At 65.5% G+C, this 16,331-nt stretch carries 16 protein-coding genes; 6 read left to right on the forward strand and 10 right to left on the reverse strand.

Features of this window, described 5'->3' with window-relative positions:
• The 4 genes from tcmP to KGM94_RS15050 all read left to right on the forward strand — a co-directional run.
• The coding region (gene tcmP / locus KGM94_RS15035) for a three-Cys-motif partner protein TcmP (protein ID WP_300260396.1) at nucleotides 1-685 on the forward strand (685 nt) is incomplete at its 5' end.
• The gene (locus KGM94_RS15040) at nucleotides 685-1,479 is read left to right on the forward strand and encodes a phage Gp37/Gp68 family protein (RefSeq protein ID WP_300260399.1); all 795 of its coding nucleotides are present in this window, start codon (nucleotides 685-687) and stop codon (nucleotides 1,477-1,479) included. The genes tcmP and KGM94_RS15040, both read left to right, overlap by 1 nt.
• A gap of 7 nt (nucleotides 1,480-1,486) precedes the next feature.
• The gene (locus KGM94_RS15045) at nucleotides 1,487-2,194 is read left to right on the forward strand and encodes a hypothetical protein (protein WP_300260402.1); all 708 of its coding nucleotides are present in this window, start codon (nucleotides 1,487-1,489) and stop codon (nucleotides 2,192-2,194) included.
• 246 nt (nucleotides 2,195-2,440) lie between these two features.
• The gene (locus KGM94_RS15050) at nucleotides 2,441-3,412 is read left to right on the forward strand and encodes a DUF2155 domain-containing protein (protein WP_300260406.1); all 972 of its coding nucleotides are present in this window, start codon (nucleotides 2,441-2,443) and stop codon (nucleotides 3,410-3,412) included.
• On the opposite strand, the gene aat is transcribed toward KGM94_RS15050, so the two are convergent.
• From aat to KGM94_RS15100, 10 genes are all read right to left on the reverse strand, one after another.
• Nucleotides 3,413-4,093, reverse strand: coding sequence for a leucyl/phenylalanyl-tRNA--protein transferase (gene aat, locus KGM94_RS15055; RefSeq protein WP_300260409.1), 681 nt, complete (start codon nucleotides 4,091-4,093; stop codon nucleotides 3,413-3,415). It lies immediately after the preceding gene.
• A gap of 55 nt (nucleotides 4,094-4,148) precedes the next feature.
• Nucleotides 4,149-5,240, reverse strand: a complete 1,092-nt coding sequence (locus tag KGM94_RS15060; protein WP_300260413.1) for a histidine kinase dimerization/phosphoacceptor domain -containing protein — start codon at nucleotides 5,238-5,240, stop codon at nucleotides 4,149-4,151.
• Nucleotides 5,237-5,677: a response regulator gene (locus tag KGM94_RS15065; protein ID WP_300260416.1), complete on the reverse strand. Its 441-nt coding sequence runs from the start codon at nucleotides 5,675-5,677 to the stop codon at nucleotides 5,237-5,239. Before KGM94_RS15065 ends, KGM94_RS15060 begins: the two co-directional genes overlap by 4 nt.
• A complete protein-coding gene (locus tag KGM94_RS15070) occupies nucleotides 5,674-7,200 on the reverse strand; it encodes a CHASE3 domain-containing protein (RefSeq protein ID WP_300260444.1) in 1,527 nt (508 codons plus the stop codon). The genes KGM94_RS15065 and KGM94_RS15070 overlap by 4 nt, the downstream gene beginning before the upstream one ends.
• A gap of 135 nt (nucleotides 7,201-7,335) precedes the next feature.
• Complete coding sequence (accC, locus tag KGM94_RS15075; RefSeq protein WP_300260419.1) at nucleotides 7,336-8,685, reverse strand: acetyl-CoA carboxylase biotin carboxylase subunit; 1,350 nt, start codon at nucleotides 8,683-8,685, stop codon at nucleotides 7,336-7,338.
• A gap of 80 nt (nucleotides 8,686-8,765) precedes the next feature.
• Entirely contained in the window at nucleotides 8,766-9,254 is a 489-nt protein-coding gene (gene accB / locus KGM94_RS15080; RefSeq protein ID WP_300260422.1) for an acetyl-CoA carboxylase biotin carboxyl carrier protein, read from the reverse strand.
• Nucleotides 9,255-9,288: 34 nt separating this feature from the next.
• Nucleotides 9,289-9,777, reverse strand: coding sequence for a type II 3-dehydroquinate dehydratase (gene aroQ / locus KGM94_RS15085; RefSeq protein WP_300260425.1), 489 nt, complete (start codon nucleotides 9,775-9,777; stop codon nucleotides 9,289-9,291).
• Between the two features lie 233 nt (nucleotides 9,778-10,010).
• Nucleotides 10,011-10,835, reverse strand: coding sequence for a DUF1236 domain-containing protein (locus KGM94_RS15090; RefSeq protein ID WP_300260428.1), 825 nt, complete (start codon nucleotides 10,833-10,835; stop codon nucleotides 10,011-10,013).
• Between the two features lie 215 nt (nucleotides 10,836-11,050).
• Nucleotides 11,051-11,818, reverse strand: coding sequence for a DsbA family protein (locus KGM94_RS15095; protein WP_300260431.1), 768 nt, complete (start codon nucleotides 11,816-11,818; stop codon nucleotides 11,051-11,053).
• A gap of 94 nt (nucleotides 11,819-11,912) precedes the next feature.
• Nucleotides 11,913-13,316: a M48 family metalloprotease gene (locus tag KGM94_RS15100; protein ID WP_300260435.1), complete on the reverse strand. Its 1,404-nt coding sequence runs from the start codon at nucleotides 13,314-13,316 to the stop codon at nucleotides 11,913-11,915.
• A 159-nt stretch (nucleotides 13,317-13,475) separates the two neighbouring features.
• On the opposite strand from KGM94_RS15100, the gene KGM94_RS15105 reads away from it, so the two are divergent.
• Nucleotides 13,476-14,663, forward strand: a complete 1,188-nt coding sequence (locus KGM94_RS15105; protein ID WP_300260438.1) for an aminotransferase class I/II-fold pyridoxal phosphate-dependent enzyme — start codon at nucleotides 13,476-13,478, stop codon at nucleotides 14,661-14,663.
• A 105-nt stretch (nucleotides 14,664-14,768) separates the two neighbouring features.
• Nucleotides 14,769-16,106, forward strand: coding sequence for a dicarboxylate/amino acid:cation symporter (locus KGM94_RS15110; protein WP_300260441.1), 1,338 nt, complete (start codon nucleotides 14,769-14,771; stop codon nucleotides 16,104-16,106).
• The last annotated feature ends 225 nt before the right edge of the window (nucleotides 16,107-16,331 follow it).

Consider the following 16,331-nt stretch of genomic DNA (forward strand, 5'->3'; position numbering starts at 1 on the left):
GCTCGAGCTGGTGGAAGCGCTCATGAAGGGCTGGGGCTCGGACATGGTCCTGTTCTTTCCCTTCGACCGGATCAACGCCGCGCTGACAAATCCGAAGGTGACGAAGCACGTCGATGCGCTATTCGGCAAGGAGCGCGCGGACCGCCTGCGCGAGCTGACGTCCGGCATGCAACCGGAGAACCGCGAGGCGCTCATCATCGAAGAGTTCGCCGAGGCGCTGCGGGAGCGCGGCTATTCGTACATCATCCCTTACGTGTTCGAGTATGAGCAGCGTGACCGGACATCGCACTACCTCATCTTCGTGACCAAGCATCCGCTGGGATACGGGATCATGAAGAACATCATGTACAAGGCGAGCGAGGACAAGAGCCAGGGCATCGCACGGTTCGGATACGTGCGGCCGGCGAGCGAGAAGACGCCGCTCTTGAGCCTGCTCAACCGGCCCCTCGACGACCTTTGCAATGAGCTCCTCGATTTCTTCGACGGCAGGCAGATCACGATGGTGGCGATACATCGCGAGCACCAGAAGGCGCTCGGCATAAATCCCTTCGTGGAAAAGAACTATAAAGACGCGCTGAACATGCTCGATGGGGCCAAGAAGATCACGACCAGCAAGCCGAACCGGCGCAAAGGCACGTTCGCCGATGACATCGTGGTGACGTTCCCGCCAAAGGAAAAGAAGTAATGGCCACGAACTCAAAGATCGAATGGACCGAGGCGACGTGGAATCCGGTTGCGGGATGCACGATCCTCTCTCCTGGCTGCACGAATTGCTATGCGATGCGCCTCGCCGCGCGGCTCGCCGTGATGGGACAGGAGAAGTACGCGGGAACGACGCGGCAGTCCGGCGGGCGCGCGAAGTGGAATGGCGTCGTGAAGATAGACCCCTCGTCGCTGGAGATCCCGCGCAAATGGAAAAGGGGCCGCCTGATATTCGTTAACTCAATGTCGGACCTCTTCCATGACGGCGTGCCGCTTGCCTTCATTCAGAAGGTCTTCAGGGTGATGGAGGAGACGCCGCAGCACACGTATCAGGTCCTAACGAAGCGAGCCGAGCGTCTTGAAGAGCTATCGAAGAAGCTGCGGTGGCCTGACAACGTATGGATGGGCGTTTCGGTAGAGAGCGCCGATTACCTGTATCGTATCGGCCATCTTCGGCGCACGAAGGCGAAGACGAAGTTCTTGAGCCTTGAGCCCCTGCTCGGGCCTCTCGAAAAGATGGACCTGCGAGGCATCGATTGGGCGATCGCGGGCGGCGAGAGCGGACCGGGCGCACGTCCTATGCCGAAGGAATGGGTGCGGTCGATACGCGATCAGTGCATCGCCGCGGACGTCCCGTTCCACTTCAAGCAATGGGGCGGAAAGAATAAGAAGAAGACGGGGCGCACGCTCGACGGCCGGACATGGGATGAGTGGCCGAATGCGAAGCGGCGCCGTCCTCGTTCGACGCGCGCCGCGCTCGTAAGCGCTGCACGATGAGAGCGGCATGTTCCTTGAGTTCACCGATCTCGTAACCCGCGGAGATAAGGCAGAGCTGTTCAAGAGATGCATGAACAGATGCTTCGGCGCCGTGAGCGTTTGCTATGAGGCCGAAAAGGCGCGCGCTGGCTCCCTATGGGACTTCGACGAACGATATCACGAGCATGGCGTGCAGATGCTCTACGAGCGGTTTTCATACGCGATGGCGCAAGTCGCGGATCGCTTCAGCGAGGACTACCGCGAGCTATATCACTCAAACGAGGCTCAGAAGAAGGCCCTTACATTCGCGACGTTTCTCAGCGGAGCGGTTGATGAGACTTTCAAGCGCGTCATCCGAGACATGGGCTTCTCGGATGCCACGCTCGCATACTACGAGGAGGATTATTTCGATGACGGCTACGACGCGTATTGGGATAGTCGACCCCGTTTGAAGGCTGCGGTCGCGGCGGTAAGAAAGGAATTTGCGCCGGAAGAGCGCACCTTCATGCATGGCTTCTCGCGCGACGACGATCCTGACGACGATGACGCGGACAACCGGGATTGCCTGCACATAATGCGGATGGCCGGGGAGTCGGGCGACATCGACGTCCGCAAATTCTTGACCGCGACGAAGCGCGAATATCTGCCGCTGATGATCCGCCTGTTCTTGGCGACACCGAAGCGGGACATCTTCGCTAAGCCAGCGAAGTGGTGGCAGTTCTGGAATAGAGGCTAACTAAGCTAACAGCTATTATTGGTCGCCGACAGAAAATGAGTTAGCGCCGTACCAGTTTCGTACCAGAAGCGAGCGTTAAAGGGTGAACAAGGTGGCAACATTCGAAATCAAATATATTGATTTTGTTGATGAAAATCCGTTAGTCGCAAACCCGCCGTATTCGGCGTGTTAACCGGATGGTCTGCGAGCGGCGGTTCCCCCCTGTACAATGCCCGAAAGCCCGATTCGCTGTTGAAGCCGCGCCAGATGTCTCGAAACCTTGCCTTGACCGGTCTTGCGGCCCTGCTGGCCGCCGCGGCGACGGCGCTCGCGCCGCCGCCGGCGCGCGCTCAGATCGGCACGATCTTCTCCGATCCGCCGCCGCGGCCGCCGGGCAGCATTCCCCGCGGCAATCAGCAGCAGGCGCCGGACGACGACGAGGAGGTGCCCGAGTTGCCGCGGCAGGGCCGCGTGCTGCCGACGCCGAACCGTGCCTATCCGTCGCAGCAGGGCAACGCCATGCCGGGGCCGGTGCAGTCGCAGCCGCTGGCGCCGCCGCCGGGGACCACGGTCGTGCCGCAGAACCAGCCGCCGTCGGTTGCGGTCGCGCCGCCCAGTCCCCAGCCCGGCGCCAATCCGACGCTCCCGGGCCTGCCGCCCGGACAGCGCCAGCCAAAGGGCGCGCCGCAGAACGGGGTGCCGCAGACGCCGGCGAGCCTGCAGCCGGGCGACGAGATCGTCACCGAGCCGCCGGCGCAGAAGATCGTGAACAAGAAGGCGACCTTCTCGGGCCTCGACAAGATCACCGGCCGCATCATCAATTTCGACGAGGACATCGGCGAGACCGTTCAGTTCGGCGCGCTGCGGGTCAAGACCGACGCCTGCTACACACGGCCGGCGACGGAGGCCGCCAACACCGACGCCTTCGTCGAGGTCGACGAGATCACCCTGCAGGGCGAGGTAAAGCGGATCTTCTCGGGCTGGATGTACGCGGCAAGCCCGGGCCTGCACGGCGTCGAGCATCCGATCTACGACATCTGGCTCACCGACTGCAAGGAGCCGCAGACGACGATCGCGACCGCTGCACCCGAGCCGGTCAAGCCGCCGCCCCCGCCGGCGCAGAAGAAGCCCGCGCCCAAGCAGGCCGTTCAGCAGCGCCCGCCGCAGCCGCTGCAACAGCAGCCACCGCCACCTCCTCCGCCGCAGCCGCCGAGCCTCTTCCCGGGGTTCGGCCGCTGATCAGCTCCGCGACGCGATGATCTCGAGCGCACGCGCGCCCGGCACCGGGCGGTCGGCGGGCAACTTCATGAAATCCGCGGGCTCGCCGGCAAGCGCCTTGTCGAGCAGCGCGGTGTAGCGCCGCCGCGAAATCTCGACCGCGCCGAAACTGCGCAGATGCTCGGTGACATACTGGGTGTCGAGCAGCTCGAAGCCGCCATGGATCAGGCGCGCAACGAGATGCACCAGCGCGACCTTGGACGCATCGCGGATGCGGTGGAACATGCTCTCGCCGAAGAAGGCGCGCCCGAGACTGACGCCGTAGAGCCCGCCGACGAGATCGCCCTCCTGCCAGACCTCGACGCTGTGGCAGTGCCCGAGATCGTGCAGGCCACCATAGAGGTCGCGGATGCGCTTGTTGATCCAGGTGTCCTCGCGCCCGGCCTGCGGCGCGGCGCAGCCGGCAATCGTCGCCTTGAACGCGGTGTTGACGGTCACGCGAAACGCATCGGAGCGCACGGTGCGCGCAAGCCGCGAGGCGACGCGAAAGCCTGCGAGCGGGATCACGCCGCGCATCTCCGGCTCGACCCAGAACAGCGTCGGGTCGTCGGCGCTCTCGGCCATCGGAAAGATGCCGCACGCATAGGCACGCAACAGCACGGCCGGCGTGATTTCAGACGAGGCGGAGTCGCGCGAGGTCATGCGCGAACCATAGCAGGATCGCGATGCGCTTGCGATGGGAAGTGCGTGAGCCGGGTCAGCTTGCGGCGGCGACGCTGGTGCCGCCGGCGGGCGCGACCACGCGGCGGAACCTGAGCACGATCCGGGTGCCGGCATGTGCGAGGTCGCGTTCGACGCAGCCGTCGAGTTTGGAGGCCATGGCCGCAACGATGCGCTGGCCCATGCCGGTAGAGCGCGGATCGGCCCGCGCCTTGTCGCCGACGCCCTCGTCGGCGATCGACAGCACGAGATCGTCGCTGCGCGCGGCAAGCTCGACGTGAATGGGACCGGCGCCGTCGGGATAGGCGTATTTCACCGCGTTCATGACGAGCTCGTTGGCGATGATGCCGATCGCAACCGCGCGGTCGGGATCGATCTCGATCGGCTCGGCCTGCAACGTCAGGCGCGACATGCGGTTGCCCTCGGCCGAGCGGCGCAGGTCCTCGATCAGCGCATCCAGATATTGCTGCAGGTTCACGCTCTTCAGGTCCTGCGAGGTGTAGAGGCGGCGATGCACCTGCGCCACCGCCGCGACGCGGCCCATGGCGTTGGTGAGCGCGGCCTTGACTTCCTCCTGCGCGGCGGAACTCGCCTGCAGATGCAGCAGCGAGGCGATGATCTGCAGCGAATTGCCGACGCGGTGGTTGACTTCGCGCAGCAGAAGCTCGCGCTCGGCGGCGAGCGCGGCATAGCGGTCGCGGGAGGCGTGGACCTCCGCCTCCGCCTCCTCGCGCGCCTTCTGCAGCTCGGCTTGGCGCAGCGCGCCTTCGGCCGCGACGTGCAGCAGCGGAACGAACTCGCCCTGGAGGTCCTTGACCAGGTAGTCGGCGGCACCGGCCTTCAGCGCGGTGACGGCGATGCTGGAATCCTGGGATGCCGTGACGAAGACCACCGGCGGCGCATCCGGGATCGCCATGATCTGCTCCAGCGTCTCCAGCCCGTCGAGGCCGGGCATGTACTGGTCGAGCGCGACGACGTCGATGCCGCCCTCGCGCAGCCGCCTCAGTCCGTCCTCGCCGCTTGCCGCGTGCACGACGTTGAAGCCGCGGCGCGTCAGGCCGCGCTCGACCAGACGCGCGAGCGCGCCGTCGTCGTCGATGTAGAGCAGCGTTGGTGCCGACATGGTCATGTGGCGGCGGACGGGACCTGGATCACGGAAAAGAATAGCCCAAGTTGACGGATGGCGTTGGCGAAATTCTCGTAATTGACGGGCTTGGTGATGTAGACGTTGCAGCCGAGCTCGTAGCAGCGCGTAATCTCCTGGGAGTCGTCGGTGGTGGTCAGCACCACCACGGGCGAGGCCCTCAGATGCTTGTTTTCCTTGATCTGCCTCAGGATGTCGATTCCGGTCATGTCGGGCAGGTTGAGGTCGAGCAGGATCAGGAGCGCACGGCCCTTCTGCACGAGGCCGGAGCCGTCGGCGCCGAACAGGTGTCTCATGGCGTCGGTGCCGTTGGCGAAGGGGACGATCTCGTTGTTGACGCCGGAACGGCGGATATTGCGCTCGATCAGGCGGGCGTGGCCCTCGTCGTCCTCGATCATGATGATGGTCACGGGTTGGGTCATGGTTCGGCGTTCCGATTGCTGGCATTCCATTTGATCGGCAGCGTGACGGTGAACGTGCTGCCTGCGTTGAGTTCCGACGACACCGACATCGTCCCGCCCAGCCGGCGGACCAATGCCCGGACATGTGCAAGTCCTATGCCCTGACCCGGCTTGTCCTGGGTTCCGGCGCGGCGGAACAGGTCGAAGATGCGCTGGTGGTCCCTGGGATCGATGCCGCGCCCGTTGTCGCGGATCTCGAAGATCGCGTAGCCGAGCTTGGTGCGCCCGCGAACGGCGATCTCCCCGGGAACGCCGACCCTGAGATACTTGACGGCATTGTCGATCAGATTGGAGAAGATCTGCTCCAGCGCAAGGCGGTCGCTGACGACGTCCGGCAGTTCGCCGATGCGGATTTCAGCCTGCGCTTCCGCCGCCTGATGCGCGAGCGTCTCCACGATCCCCGCGATCAGCTCGCGCGTGTCGATGTTGACCGGCTCGAACTCGCGTCGGCCTTCGCGGGTGAGGTTGAGGATCGCCGAGATCAGCCGGTCCATCTTGGCGATCGAGGACTTGATGAAGCCGAGCGCCTCGGAGAAGTCGCGCGAGAGCTGCTTGTCCGGCGCCTCCAGCGGCAGCTCGTCGGCTTCGTTCGCCGCGACCGGCGGGCCCCCGGCCGGGACATGGGTGAGGCCGCCGATGCGCCGGAACACGTCGCGGCCGAGCTCCTCCAGCTCGCTGGTGAAGCCCATGATGTTGACCAGCGGCGAGCGCAGGTCGTGGCTGACGATGTAGGCGAAGCGCTGGATTTCGGCGTTGGCCTCGCGCAGGTCCGCCGTGCGCGAGTCGACGGTGGCCTCCAGGTTGAGATTGGCGTCGCGCAGCCGCGCCTCCGCCTCGTCGCGGGCGCGCGCGGAGCGCCGCACCAGGCCGGTCGAGATCAGGGCCAGCACCACGACGAGCCCCGACCCGATGCCGGTCATGGACGCCGCCAGCGTCTGGCTGCGGTCGGCATTGGCCGTGCGCAGCGTGAACAGCCGCTCCTCCTCGCCCATCATGGCTTGCGCGATCTGGCGGATCGTGGCGGTGGTGTCGGCGGCGGCGTCCTCGCGCACCAGTGCGACGGCGCGTTCCGGCTTTCCTTGCTTGACGAAGTCCATTTCGCGCGAAAACTGATCGAGCCGGATTCCGATCGCCGCCTTGAGCTTCCCGACGTTGTCCAGGTGCACGGGATTGTCGGCGGTGAGGCGGGACAACTGGTCGAGCGCGGGCAGGACCGCGGCGGCGGCGGCCTCGTGGTCGGCCAGGAATTCGGGTTCCCTGGTCAGGAGATAGCCGCGCGCCCCGCTTTCGGCGCGGCGGATTTCCAGCAGCAGCGCGTTGACCTGGTTCTCCACCTCGATGGTGTGGACCACCCAGGCATTGTCGCTGCGGGCCTTGTTGACGAGATACACCGACCCGGCGCTGATCACCGTCAGCACCAGCAATCCTGCCGCAAACAGCAGGATTTGCCCAAGGGCACGCCGCCGCCTGCTGTCAGGCGACACGGCCAGATGATCCATTCCAACGCGTCAGAATTTCAACTCCCCCGAGCGAAAACACTGTGCCAACGTCGCGATCGACGTCGGGTTCCCGGCCCGTGGGAGATTTTTTGCGGCGATCGGCCCTCTCGTTCCGCCGGATCAGTCCTCGGCCTGGCCGGCGAGATAGTGTTCCAGCCAGTGGATGTGATAGTCGCCGTCGATGATGGCGGGCTCGCGCACCAGCGCACGGAACAGCGGCAGCGTGGTCTCGATGCCGTCGACCACCATTTCGTCGAGCGCCCGGCGCAGCCGCATCAGGCATTCGGCACGGGTCTTGCCGTGCACGATCAGCTTGCCGACGAGGGAATCGTAATAGGGCGGGATGACATAGCCCTGGTAGACCGCGGAATCGATCCGCACGCCGAGGCCGCCGGGCGGATGGTACTGCGAGATGCGTCCGGGCGAGGGACGGAAGGTCTGCGGGTTCTCGGCGTTGACGCGGCACTCGATGGCGTGACCGATGATCGCGATCTCCTCCTGCCGGGCCGGCAGCTCGCCGCCGGCGGCGATGCGGATCTGCTCCAGCACGAGGTCGATGTCGGTGATGCTCTCGGTGACGGGATGCTCCACCTGGATGCGCGTGTTCATCTCGATGAAGTAGAACTCGCCGTCCTCGTAGAGGAACTCGACGGTGCCGACGCCGAGATACTTCATCTCGCGCATCGCCTTGGCGACCGTCTCGCCGATCCTCTTGCGCGCGGCGGCCGCGATCACCGGGGAGGGGCCTTCCTCCCAGACCTTCTGGTGGCGGCGCTGCAGCGAGCAGTCGCGCTCGCCGAGATGGATGGCGCCGCCGCGTCCGTCGCCGAGCACCTGGATCTCGATGTGGCGCGGCTTCTCCAGATATTTCTCCAGATAGACGGAGGCGTCGCCGAAGGCCGCCTTGGCCTCGGTGGCCGCGGTCTGCAGCGCGAGCGCGAGGTCGTCCGGCGTTCGCGCGACCTTCATGCCGCGGCCGCCGCCGCCGGCGGCCGCCTTCACCAGCACCGGAAAGCCGATCCCGGTGGCGATCGCCGTGGCCTCGTCGGCGGTCCCCACCGCGCCGTCGGAGCCGGGCACCACGGGAATGCCGAGCTTCCTGGCGGTCTTCTTGGCCTCGATCTTGTCGCCCATCAGGCGGATGTGCTCGGCCTTCGGACCGATGAAATGCAGATTGTGCTCGGCGAGGATTTCGGCGAAGCGCGCGTTCTCGGACAGGAAGCCGTAGCCCGGATGCACCGCATCGGCGCCTGTGATCTCGCAGGCGGCGAGCAGCGCCGGGATGTTGAGATAGCTGTCCTTGGACGGCGGCGGCCCGATGCACACGCTCTCGTCCGACAGCCGCACATGCATGGCGTCGGCGTCGGCGGTCGAGTGCACGGCGACGGTCGCGATGCCGAGCTCCTTGCAGGCCCGCAGGATGCGAAGGGCGATCTCGCCGCGATTGGCTATGAGGATCTTGTCGAACATGGTGCCTCGGGGGCGAATAGGGAATGGCGAATAGCGAATAGGGCGGAGTAACCATTCGCTACTCGCTATTCGCCACTCGCCTACTCAATGATCACCAGCGGCTCGCCGAACTCGACCGGCTGGCCGTCCTCGACCAGGATCTGCGTCACCGTGCCGGCGCGCGGCGAGGGGATCTGGTTCATCGTCTTCATCGCCTCGATGATCAGGAGCGTCTGGCCGACCGAGACCTTGGTGCCGATCTCGATGAAGGGTTTTGCGCCGGGCTCCGGCGCCCAATAGGCGGTGCCGACCATCGGCGAGGTGACGGCGCCCGGATGTTTCGACAGGTCGGCGGGCGCGGTCGCCTGAGCCGCTGCGGCAGCCGGCATGGCAGCGGCGGCCGCGAATACCGGCGCCGGAACGGCGGCGGCGACGGTGACGTTGCGGGCGACGCGCAGGCGCAGGCCCGCGCGCTCGAACTCGATCTCGGTGAGGCTGGTCTCGTCGAGCAGGTTGGCGAGCTCGCGGATGAGCGCGCTGTCCTCGCTGGAGAAGCTTGCGGCTGATTTGTCGTCTGGCTGGCGCGCCATGATCTCTTATCCGAACCTCTGTTGTAAGCGTGCGTCAGGCTTTGGGCGTAACCGGCTTGCCGCCGGGCTTGAGCCCGATTTTGGCGGCAAGGCCCGATATCGCGAGCCGGTAGCCGTCGATGCCGAAGCCGCACAGCGACGCGAAGGCGGCGCGGGCGGTGAAGGACTGGTGACGGAAGCTCTCGCGGGCATGGACGTTGGTGACGTGCACCTCGACGGCCGGGATCCTGACGCCGAGCAGCGCGTCGTGAATCGCGATCGAGGTGTGCGAATATCCGCCGGCATTGATGATGATGCCCGCGGCCTTCCTGCTGCCGGCCTCATGGATGAAGTCGATCAGCTCGCCTTCGCGGTTGGACTGACGGCAGTCGGCCTTCAGCCCGAACTGCGCCGCGGTCTCCCGGCACAGCGTCTCCACGTCGGCCAGCGTCGCATGGCCGTATTTCTCCGGCTCGCGCGTCCCCAAGAGATTGAGGTTCGGCCCGTTGAGAACATAGATCGTGTCGGTCGCTGGCTCGGCCATTCGGATTCCGCGCAGGGTGCTGTCGGCAGGTGGCGGGGGTTATAGGTAACAAAGCGGTGGAGGGGAAGCCTCGAAGGGCCTCGAGGGGTGCCTCAATCGGCTCATCCGGCGTGCAAAAACCTGTGTGGAAGCCACGGAAATTGCTTGTTAACCGGTCCGGGGCGTGGCGTGCGGGCACGGCAAGGGGGCGGGCATGGCTGCCCGCCCCGAGGGATTGCCGATATGGGTCGTCCTCAGGCGTTGAGAACGGCGACGATCTCGTAGGTATTGGGGTCGATGATCACGATCTCGTCGCGGACCAGGATGTACTTGTAGCTCCGCCACTCCGGATAGATCGTCACGACCCTGCTCGGAAGCGTGTGCAGCTCGATGCCTTCGTGCGGCACGCGAGTGCCGACCGCGATCGAGAAGTTCACGTGGGTCGCGGGAGCCACGCGCTCGCTGCGGATCACCGAGGTGATCTGCGTGCGCTGCTCGGTCGAGAGCTTGGCGCCGGCGCCGGCCTGTCCGACGGTCGAGGACGATGCGCCGGTCTTGCCTTCGGCCTTCATGTCGGTGCTGGTGCCCTGACGGTTCTCGCGGTTCTCGGCGTTGTTGGTGTTGGCCGGCCCGTTCCTGCCCTCGGCCTTCATGTCCTTGTCCTTGCTGGACTTGGACATGTTCTCCGAGCTCATGCTCTTCGATTTCTCCTGCGGACCCTGGGCGCGCTCGTCGCTGCGCTGACCCTTGGTCGCGCCGGCCTTGTCCTCGACCGACTGGTTCTTGTTCATCGCGCCGGAATGCTCGTTCTTCATCGCGCCCGACTTCTCCGATTTCTCGTCGGCCGCGCCCGGCTTCATCGTGCCGGATCCGCCGGCCTGTCCCACCGTGCCCTTCTCGTGCTTACCGGTCGCGCTGCCGTGCTCGGCGGCGCCGCCCGTCGAGGGCTGCGCGTGCTGCTGGGCGGGCTGCGCGCCGGCCCCGCCGGCGTCCCGGCCCATGGTGCCTTGCGCGTTCGCCATGCCTGTTCCGGCGAGAAGCGCCGCGGCGGCAACCGAGATCAGAAAGCGATGTGTCATTGAATACCTCCTCACGTGTCTTGCGTTCATTGCCCGCGCCGACAACGACAGGAGAAATCAGTTGTTCCGGAACTCCGGGGGAGCGCCGACATTTGTTTGCTAAACGCGCGATGAATGGCCGCGCCGGATTCGCGACACAAAGACGATTGCGACACAAAAGGAAAAGGCCGGCTGTTCGGCCGGCCTTCGTGGTCAGACGCGATCGGAAGACACAGCTAGCAGGTCGCCTTGCCGCAACGCGCGATGCCGATCTTCTCCTTCAGCGCCTCGAGGCCGACGGCGCCGACGATGATCTGCTTGCCGATCACGTAGCTCGGCGTGCCGTTCATGCCCATCGCTTCGGCGAGCTTGAAATTCTCCTCGATGGTGGCGCGTACCTCCGGATTGGCGAGGTCTTTCTCGATCCTGGCGGTGTCGAGGCCGGCTTCCTTGGCGGCGGCCAGCGCGTGCGCCTTGTCGGCCTGGCCGCGGCCGCCCAGCAGCTTCTGGTGGAAGTCGAGATATTTCTTGCCGGTCGGATCCTGCATGCGCACGGCGACCGCGACCTGGGCAGCTTCCACCGATCCCTGGCTCAGCACCGGAAACTCCTTCAGCACCACCTTGAGCTTGGGATCGGTCTTCATCAGCTCGATCATGTCGGCCATCGCACGTTTGCAGTAGCCGCAATTGTAGTCGAAGAACTCGACGAAGGTGACGTCGCCGTCCTTGTTGCCGAGCGTGACCTGGCGCGGCGAGGAGAAGATCGCATCCGCATTCTTGGCGATGCTGGCCTCGTGCTTCTCGGTTTCGGCGGCGGCCTGGCGCTTGCTGAGCTCGGTCATCGCCTCTTCGAGCACCTCGGGATGGGTGACGAGGTAGTTCCTGACGATCGCCTCGATCTCGGTGCGCTGGGAATCGGAGAAGCTGTCGGCCGAGGCGGGCGTCGATGCGCCGAACATGGCGAGCGCAAGGAGCGCGGGAACGAGCAGGCGCAGCGAAGGCATTGGCAAATCCTCTTGTCGAAAGCGGTGTCGGAGAACGTCCCCGACGGGAAACTCTGGACGTGACTTGGCTAGACGTGACTTGGACGGACTCGGTTCAGTTCTGGTTACCGCGCGGCGGCTTCGCCGTCACGATATCGTCGGCCTTGACCCATCCGGGCGTGCCGACGGCGAAACGGGTTTTCGCACGCGTGGCAAGCTCGCGGGCGGTCTTGTTGTCGCCGCGCAGGTAAGCCGCCTGCGCCGACGCCAGATCGGCCTCCGCATAGTTCCCCTTGCGGCCATAGGCCATGGCGAGCTGCGTATAGCCGATCGGCGCCTCCGGTTCCCGCGCCACCGCGGCGCGGAGCATCCGGATGGCTTCGTCCGTGTAGGCCTTATTATCGGTTCCGACGAGGGCCTGCCCAAGTAACATCTCGATGAGCGGTGCATTGCCGGAGAGATGGACCGCCTTCTGCAGGGCCGGAATGGCTTCGGCCGGCTTGCCGCTCTCCAGCAGCGCTTGGCCGCGCACCTCGTAGAAATACGGGTTGTTGGGCTGAAGCTGGATCAGCCCGTCGATCTGGGCAAGCGCGCTGCGCAGGTCGCCGTGCAGATAGGTGCTGATCGCACGTGCGTAGCGCGCTGGCACGCTGTCGTTGGATTGCGGATAGCGCCGATAGACGGTCTCGGGGCGCTCCATGAAGGCGGAGATCTTGGCGCGCACCATGTCGTGGCGGAGCTGCAGCGCCGGATCGTCCTTCTTGTCCCAATAGGGGCTCGACCGCGCCAGCCCCTGCAGCGCCTCGACGCGGTCGGCCGGCATCGGGTGCGACTGCAGGTAGGGATCGGCGCCGCGCGCGGCGAACAGGCTCTCGCTGGTGAAGCGCTTGAAGGTCTCGTACATGCCGCGCGCCGACTGGCCGGTCGCGGTCAGGAACTTCACGCCGGCGCGGTCGGCGTTCTCTTCCTGCTGGCGCTGGTAGGACAGCAGCGAGCGCTGGATCATCGCCTGCGGGCCGGAGATGGCGGCCGCGCCGGCATTGGCGAGGCCGCTATTGGCGTTGCCGCTCCTGGCGCCGGCGACGAGGGCGCCGGCGCCGAGCAGCATCGCGATGATCATCTGGGTCTGGGCGTTGGCGAGCTCCTGGCGCAGCTTGGCGAGATGGCCGCCGGCGAGGTGCCCGGTCTCGTGCGCGAGCACGCCGATCAGCTGGTTCGGCGTCTCCGATTGCATGATGGCGCCGTAATTGACGAAGATGCGGCGACCATCGGCGACGAACGCGTTGAACGAGCCGTCGTTGAGGATCACCATCTGGATGTTCTGCTTCTCGAGGCCCGCGGCGCGCAGGATCGGCCTGGTGTATTCGCGCAGCAACTGCTCGGTCTCGGTGTCGCGCAGGACCGGAGGCCCCTTGACCTGTGCCCGGGCGGCCGGAAGCGGCGCCAGCACGATTGCGGCGGCGGTGACGATGGCGGTCAGGGCAGAGGCCTTGTTGCGCAGGGTGAGGTCGAGCGACATCGATCGGTCTTGAAGGACGGTTTCGTGATTGGTCTTGGCGATTGGCGGCGGACCGGATACGGGATATGCCCTCTTCAGCCGCACAATGCGGCCCATCTGGGGCGCGAGCCCCGCTTCCCGACCCCCGAGGTCCGGACCGCAGCGAAATAGCAGATATTGATGGTTGAGGCGACATTGAGAAACCGGGTAGGCGGGTTGCTGGAGCCCTCCCGCCGCAGCGATGTTCCCCCGTTCATGGTGATGGACGTGATGGCGGCCGCGGCGCGAATCGAGGCGGCCGGCGGCCACGTCATCCACATGGAGGTCGGCCAGCCCGCGGCGTCGGCGCCGAAGACGGCGATCGCCGCGGCCCATGCCGCGCTCGACGCGGGACGGGTCGACTATACCTCCGCGCTCGGCATTCCCTCGCTGCGCGAGCGCATCGCCCGCCATTACCGCGATGCCTATGGTTGCGCGATCAGTCCCGACCGGGTCGTGGTGACGACCGGCTCGTCCGGCGGCTTCATCCTGGCGTTCCTGTCGATGTTCGAGCCGGGCGACCGCGTCGCGGTCACCGTGCCCGGCTATCCGCCCTACCGCCACATCCTGACTGCGCTCGGCTGCGAGCCGGTGCTGATCGAGACCAGCAACGAGACGCGCCACGCGCTGACCGGCGAAGCCCTGCTCGCGGCGCATCGCCGGACGCCGCTCAGGGGCGTGCTGGTCGGCAGTCCCGCCAATCCCACCGGCACGATGATGTCGAGGGAGGCGTTGTCGGGCCTGATCGCGGCGGCCGAGGGCGCAGGCATCCGCTTCATCTCGGACGAAATCTATCACGGTCTCGACTATGCCTTTCCTGCCGTGACCGCGGCGGCGCTGTCCGACCAGGCGCTGGTGATAAACTCGTTCTCGAAATATTTCTGCATGACCGGCTGGCGCGTCGGCTGGATGGTAGTGCCGGAAATCCTGGTGCGGCCGATCGAGCGGCTGCAGCAGAACCTGTCGATCTCGGTGCCGGCACTGTCGCAGATCGCGGCCGAAGCCGCCTTCGACGGCACTGCGGAGATGGAGGCGATCAAGCATGGCTACCAGGAGAACCGGCGTATCCTGATCGAGGGATTGCCGAAGGCCGGGCTGAGCCGGTTCCTGCCCGCCGACGGCGCATTCTACCTCTATGCCGACGTCTCGGATTTCACCGCCGACAGTCTCGACTTCGCCAAGCAGATGCTGGAGCAGGCGCACGTCGCCGCGACCCCGGGCATCGACTTCGATCCGATCCACGGCCGCTCGTTCATCCGCTTCTCCTACGCCCGCTCGGCGGAGGAGATGCACGAGGCGGTCAGGCGGATCGCCCGCTGGCTGGGTTAGCAGTTCCGGGACGGCACGACGCCGGGAACGCCATTGACTCCATGCGTCCGATGGATTTTGGCTGTCCCGTCGGTGCAAACGCCTGTGCGCAGGGGGAGTGACGTCATGGCCGAAGCGTCCGCAACCGGAGCAGCCGTCGCGCCGCCCAGCGCAGCCAAGCCTTGGTACAAGGTGCTCTATGTCCAGGTGCTGATCGCCATCGTGCTCGGCGTCATCGTCGGCTGGCTGTGGCCCTCGGTTGCCACCAACGACTGGATCAAGGCGATGGGCGACGGCTTCATCAAGCTGATCAAGATGGTGATCGCCCCGATCATCTTCTGCACCGTGGTCTCGGGCATCGCTCACATCCAGGACGCCAAGAAGGTGGGCCGCATCGGCGTCAAGGCGCTGGTCTATTTCGAGGTGGTCTCGACCTTCGCGCTCGTGATCGGGCTCATCGTCGGCAATGTCGTCAGGCCCGGTGCGGGATTCGGCAATGCCGCGGCGAACGCGCAGGCGGTCGCGACCTACGCCAAGCAGGCCGAGGCGCAGAAGTCGGTCGACTTCGTACTGCACATCATTCCCGACACCGTGGTCGGCGCCTTCGCGCAGGGCGAGATCCTGCAGGTGCTGCTGTTCTCGGTGCTGTTCGGCTTCGCGCTCATGGGGCTCGGCGAGCGCGGCCACACCATCCGCGCCTTCATCGACGACGCCGCGCACGCGGTGTTCGGCGTCATCTCCATCGTGATGCGCGCAGCCCCGATCGGCGCGTTCGGCGCCATGGCCTACACCATCGGCAAGTTCGGCACCGGCGCGATCCTCAATTTGATCGGGCTGATCGCGACGTTCTATCTGACCGCGGCGCTGTTCGTGTTCGTGGTGCTCGGCATCATCGCGCGCATCGCCGGCTTCTCGATCCTGAAGTTTTTGGCCTACATCAAGGACGAGCTCCTGATCGTGCTCGGCACCTCGTCCTCGGAAAGCGCGCTGCCCTCGATGATGGAGAAGCTGGAGCGGCTCGGCTGCTCGAAATCCGTGGTCGGCCTCGTCGTACCCACCGGTTATTCGTTCAACCTCGACGGCACCAACATCTACATGACGCTGGCGACGCTGTTCATCGCACAGGCGCTCGGCGTCGATCTCACCTTCGGCCAGCAACTGACCATCCTGATCGTGGCGATGCTGACCTCGAAGGGGGCTTCCGGCATCACCGGCGCAGGCTTCATCACGCTGGCGGCGACGCTCGCCGTGGTCGATCCGCGGCTCGTGCCGGGCATGGCGGTCGTGCTCGGCATCGACAAGTTCATGAGCGAATGCCGCGCGCTGACCAATCTCTGCGGCAACGGCGTTGCCTGCGTGATCGTCGCCTGGTGGGAGGGCGAGCTCGACCGCGACAAGCTCACCGCCAATCTCGCAAGGCAGATCGATCCGACCGATCTCGAGACCGCGCTGACGACGGATTAGACAGGGCGCGTGCTCAAAAACGTCGGCTTGCAGGTGTAAAGCGGAAGTTGCCCGGCTTGGTCGTCATCGACGGCTTGTTGACCCAACTGCGACATTAGCAATGCACTGCGGTAATGGTTTTGATGCCGGTTCAGCCCGTATCAATGGTATTCGTTTGAACCGATAAGATGCTTCGTGAATTGACCAGGGCTATGATGCGGCGGCGCGAGTTCATCACGCTTCTTG

The organism is Bradyrhizobium sp. (assembly GCF_028868675.1).
Classification (GTDB): Bacteria; Pseudomonadota; Alphaproteobacteria; order Rhizobiales; family Xanthobacteraceae; genus Bradyrhizobium.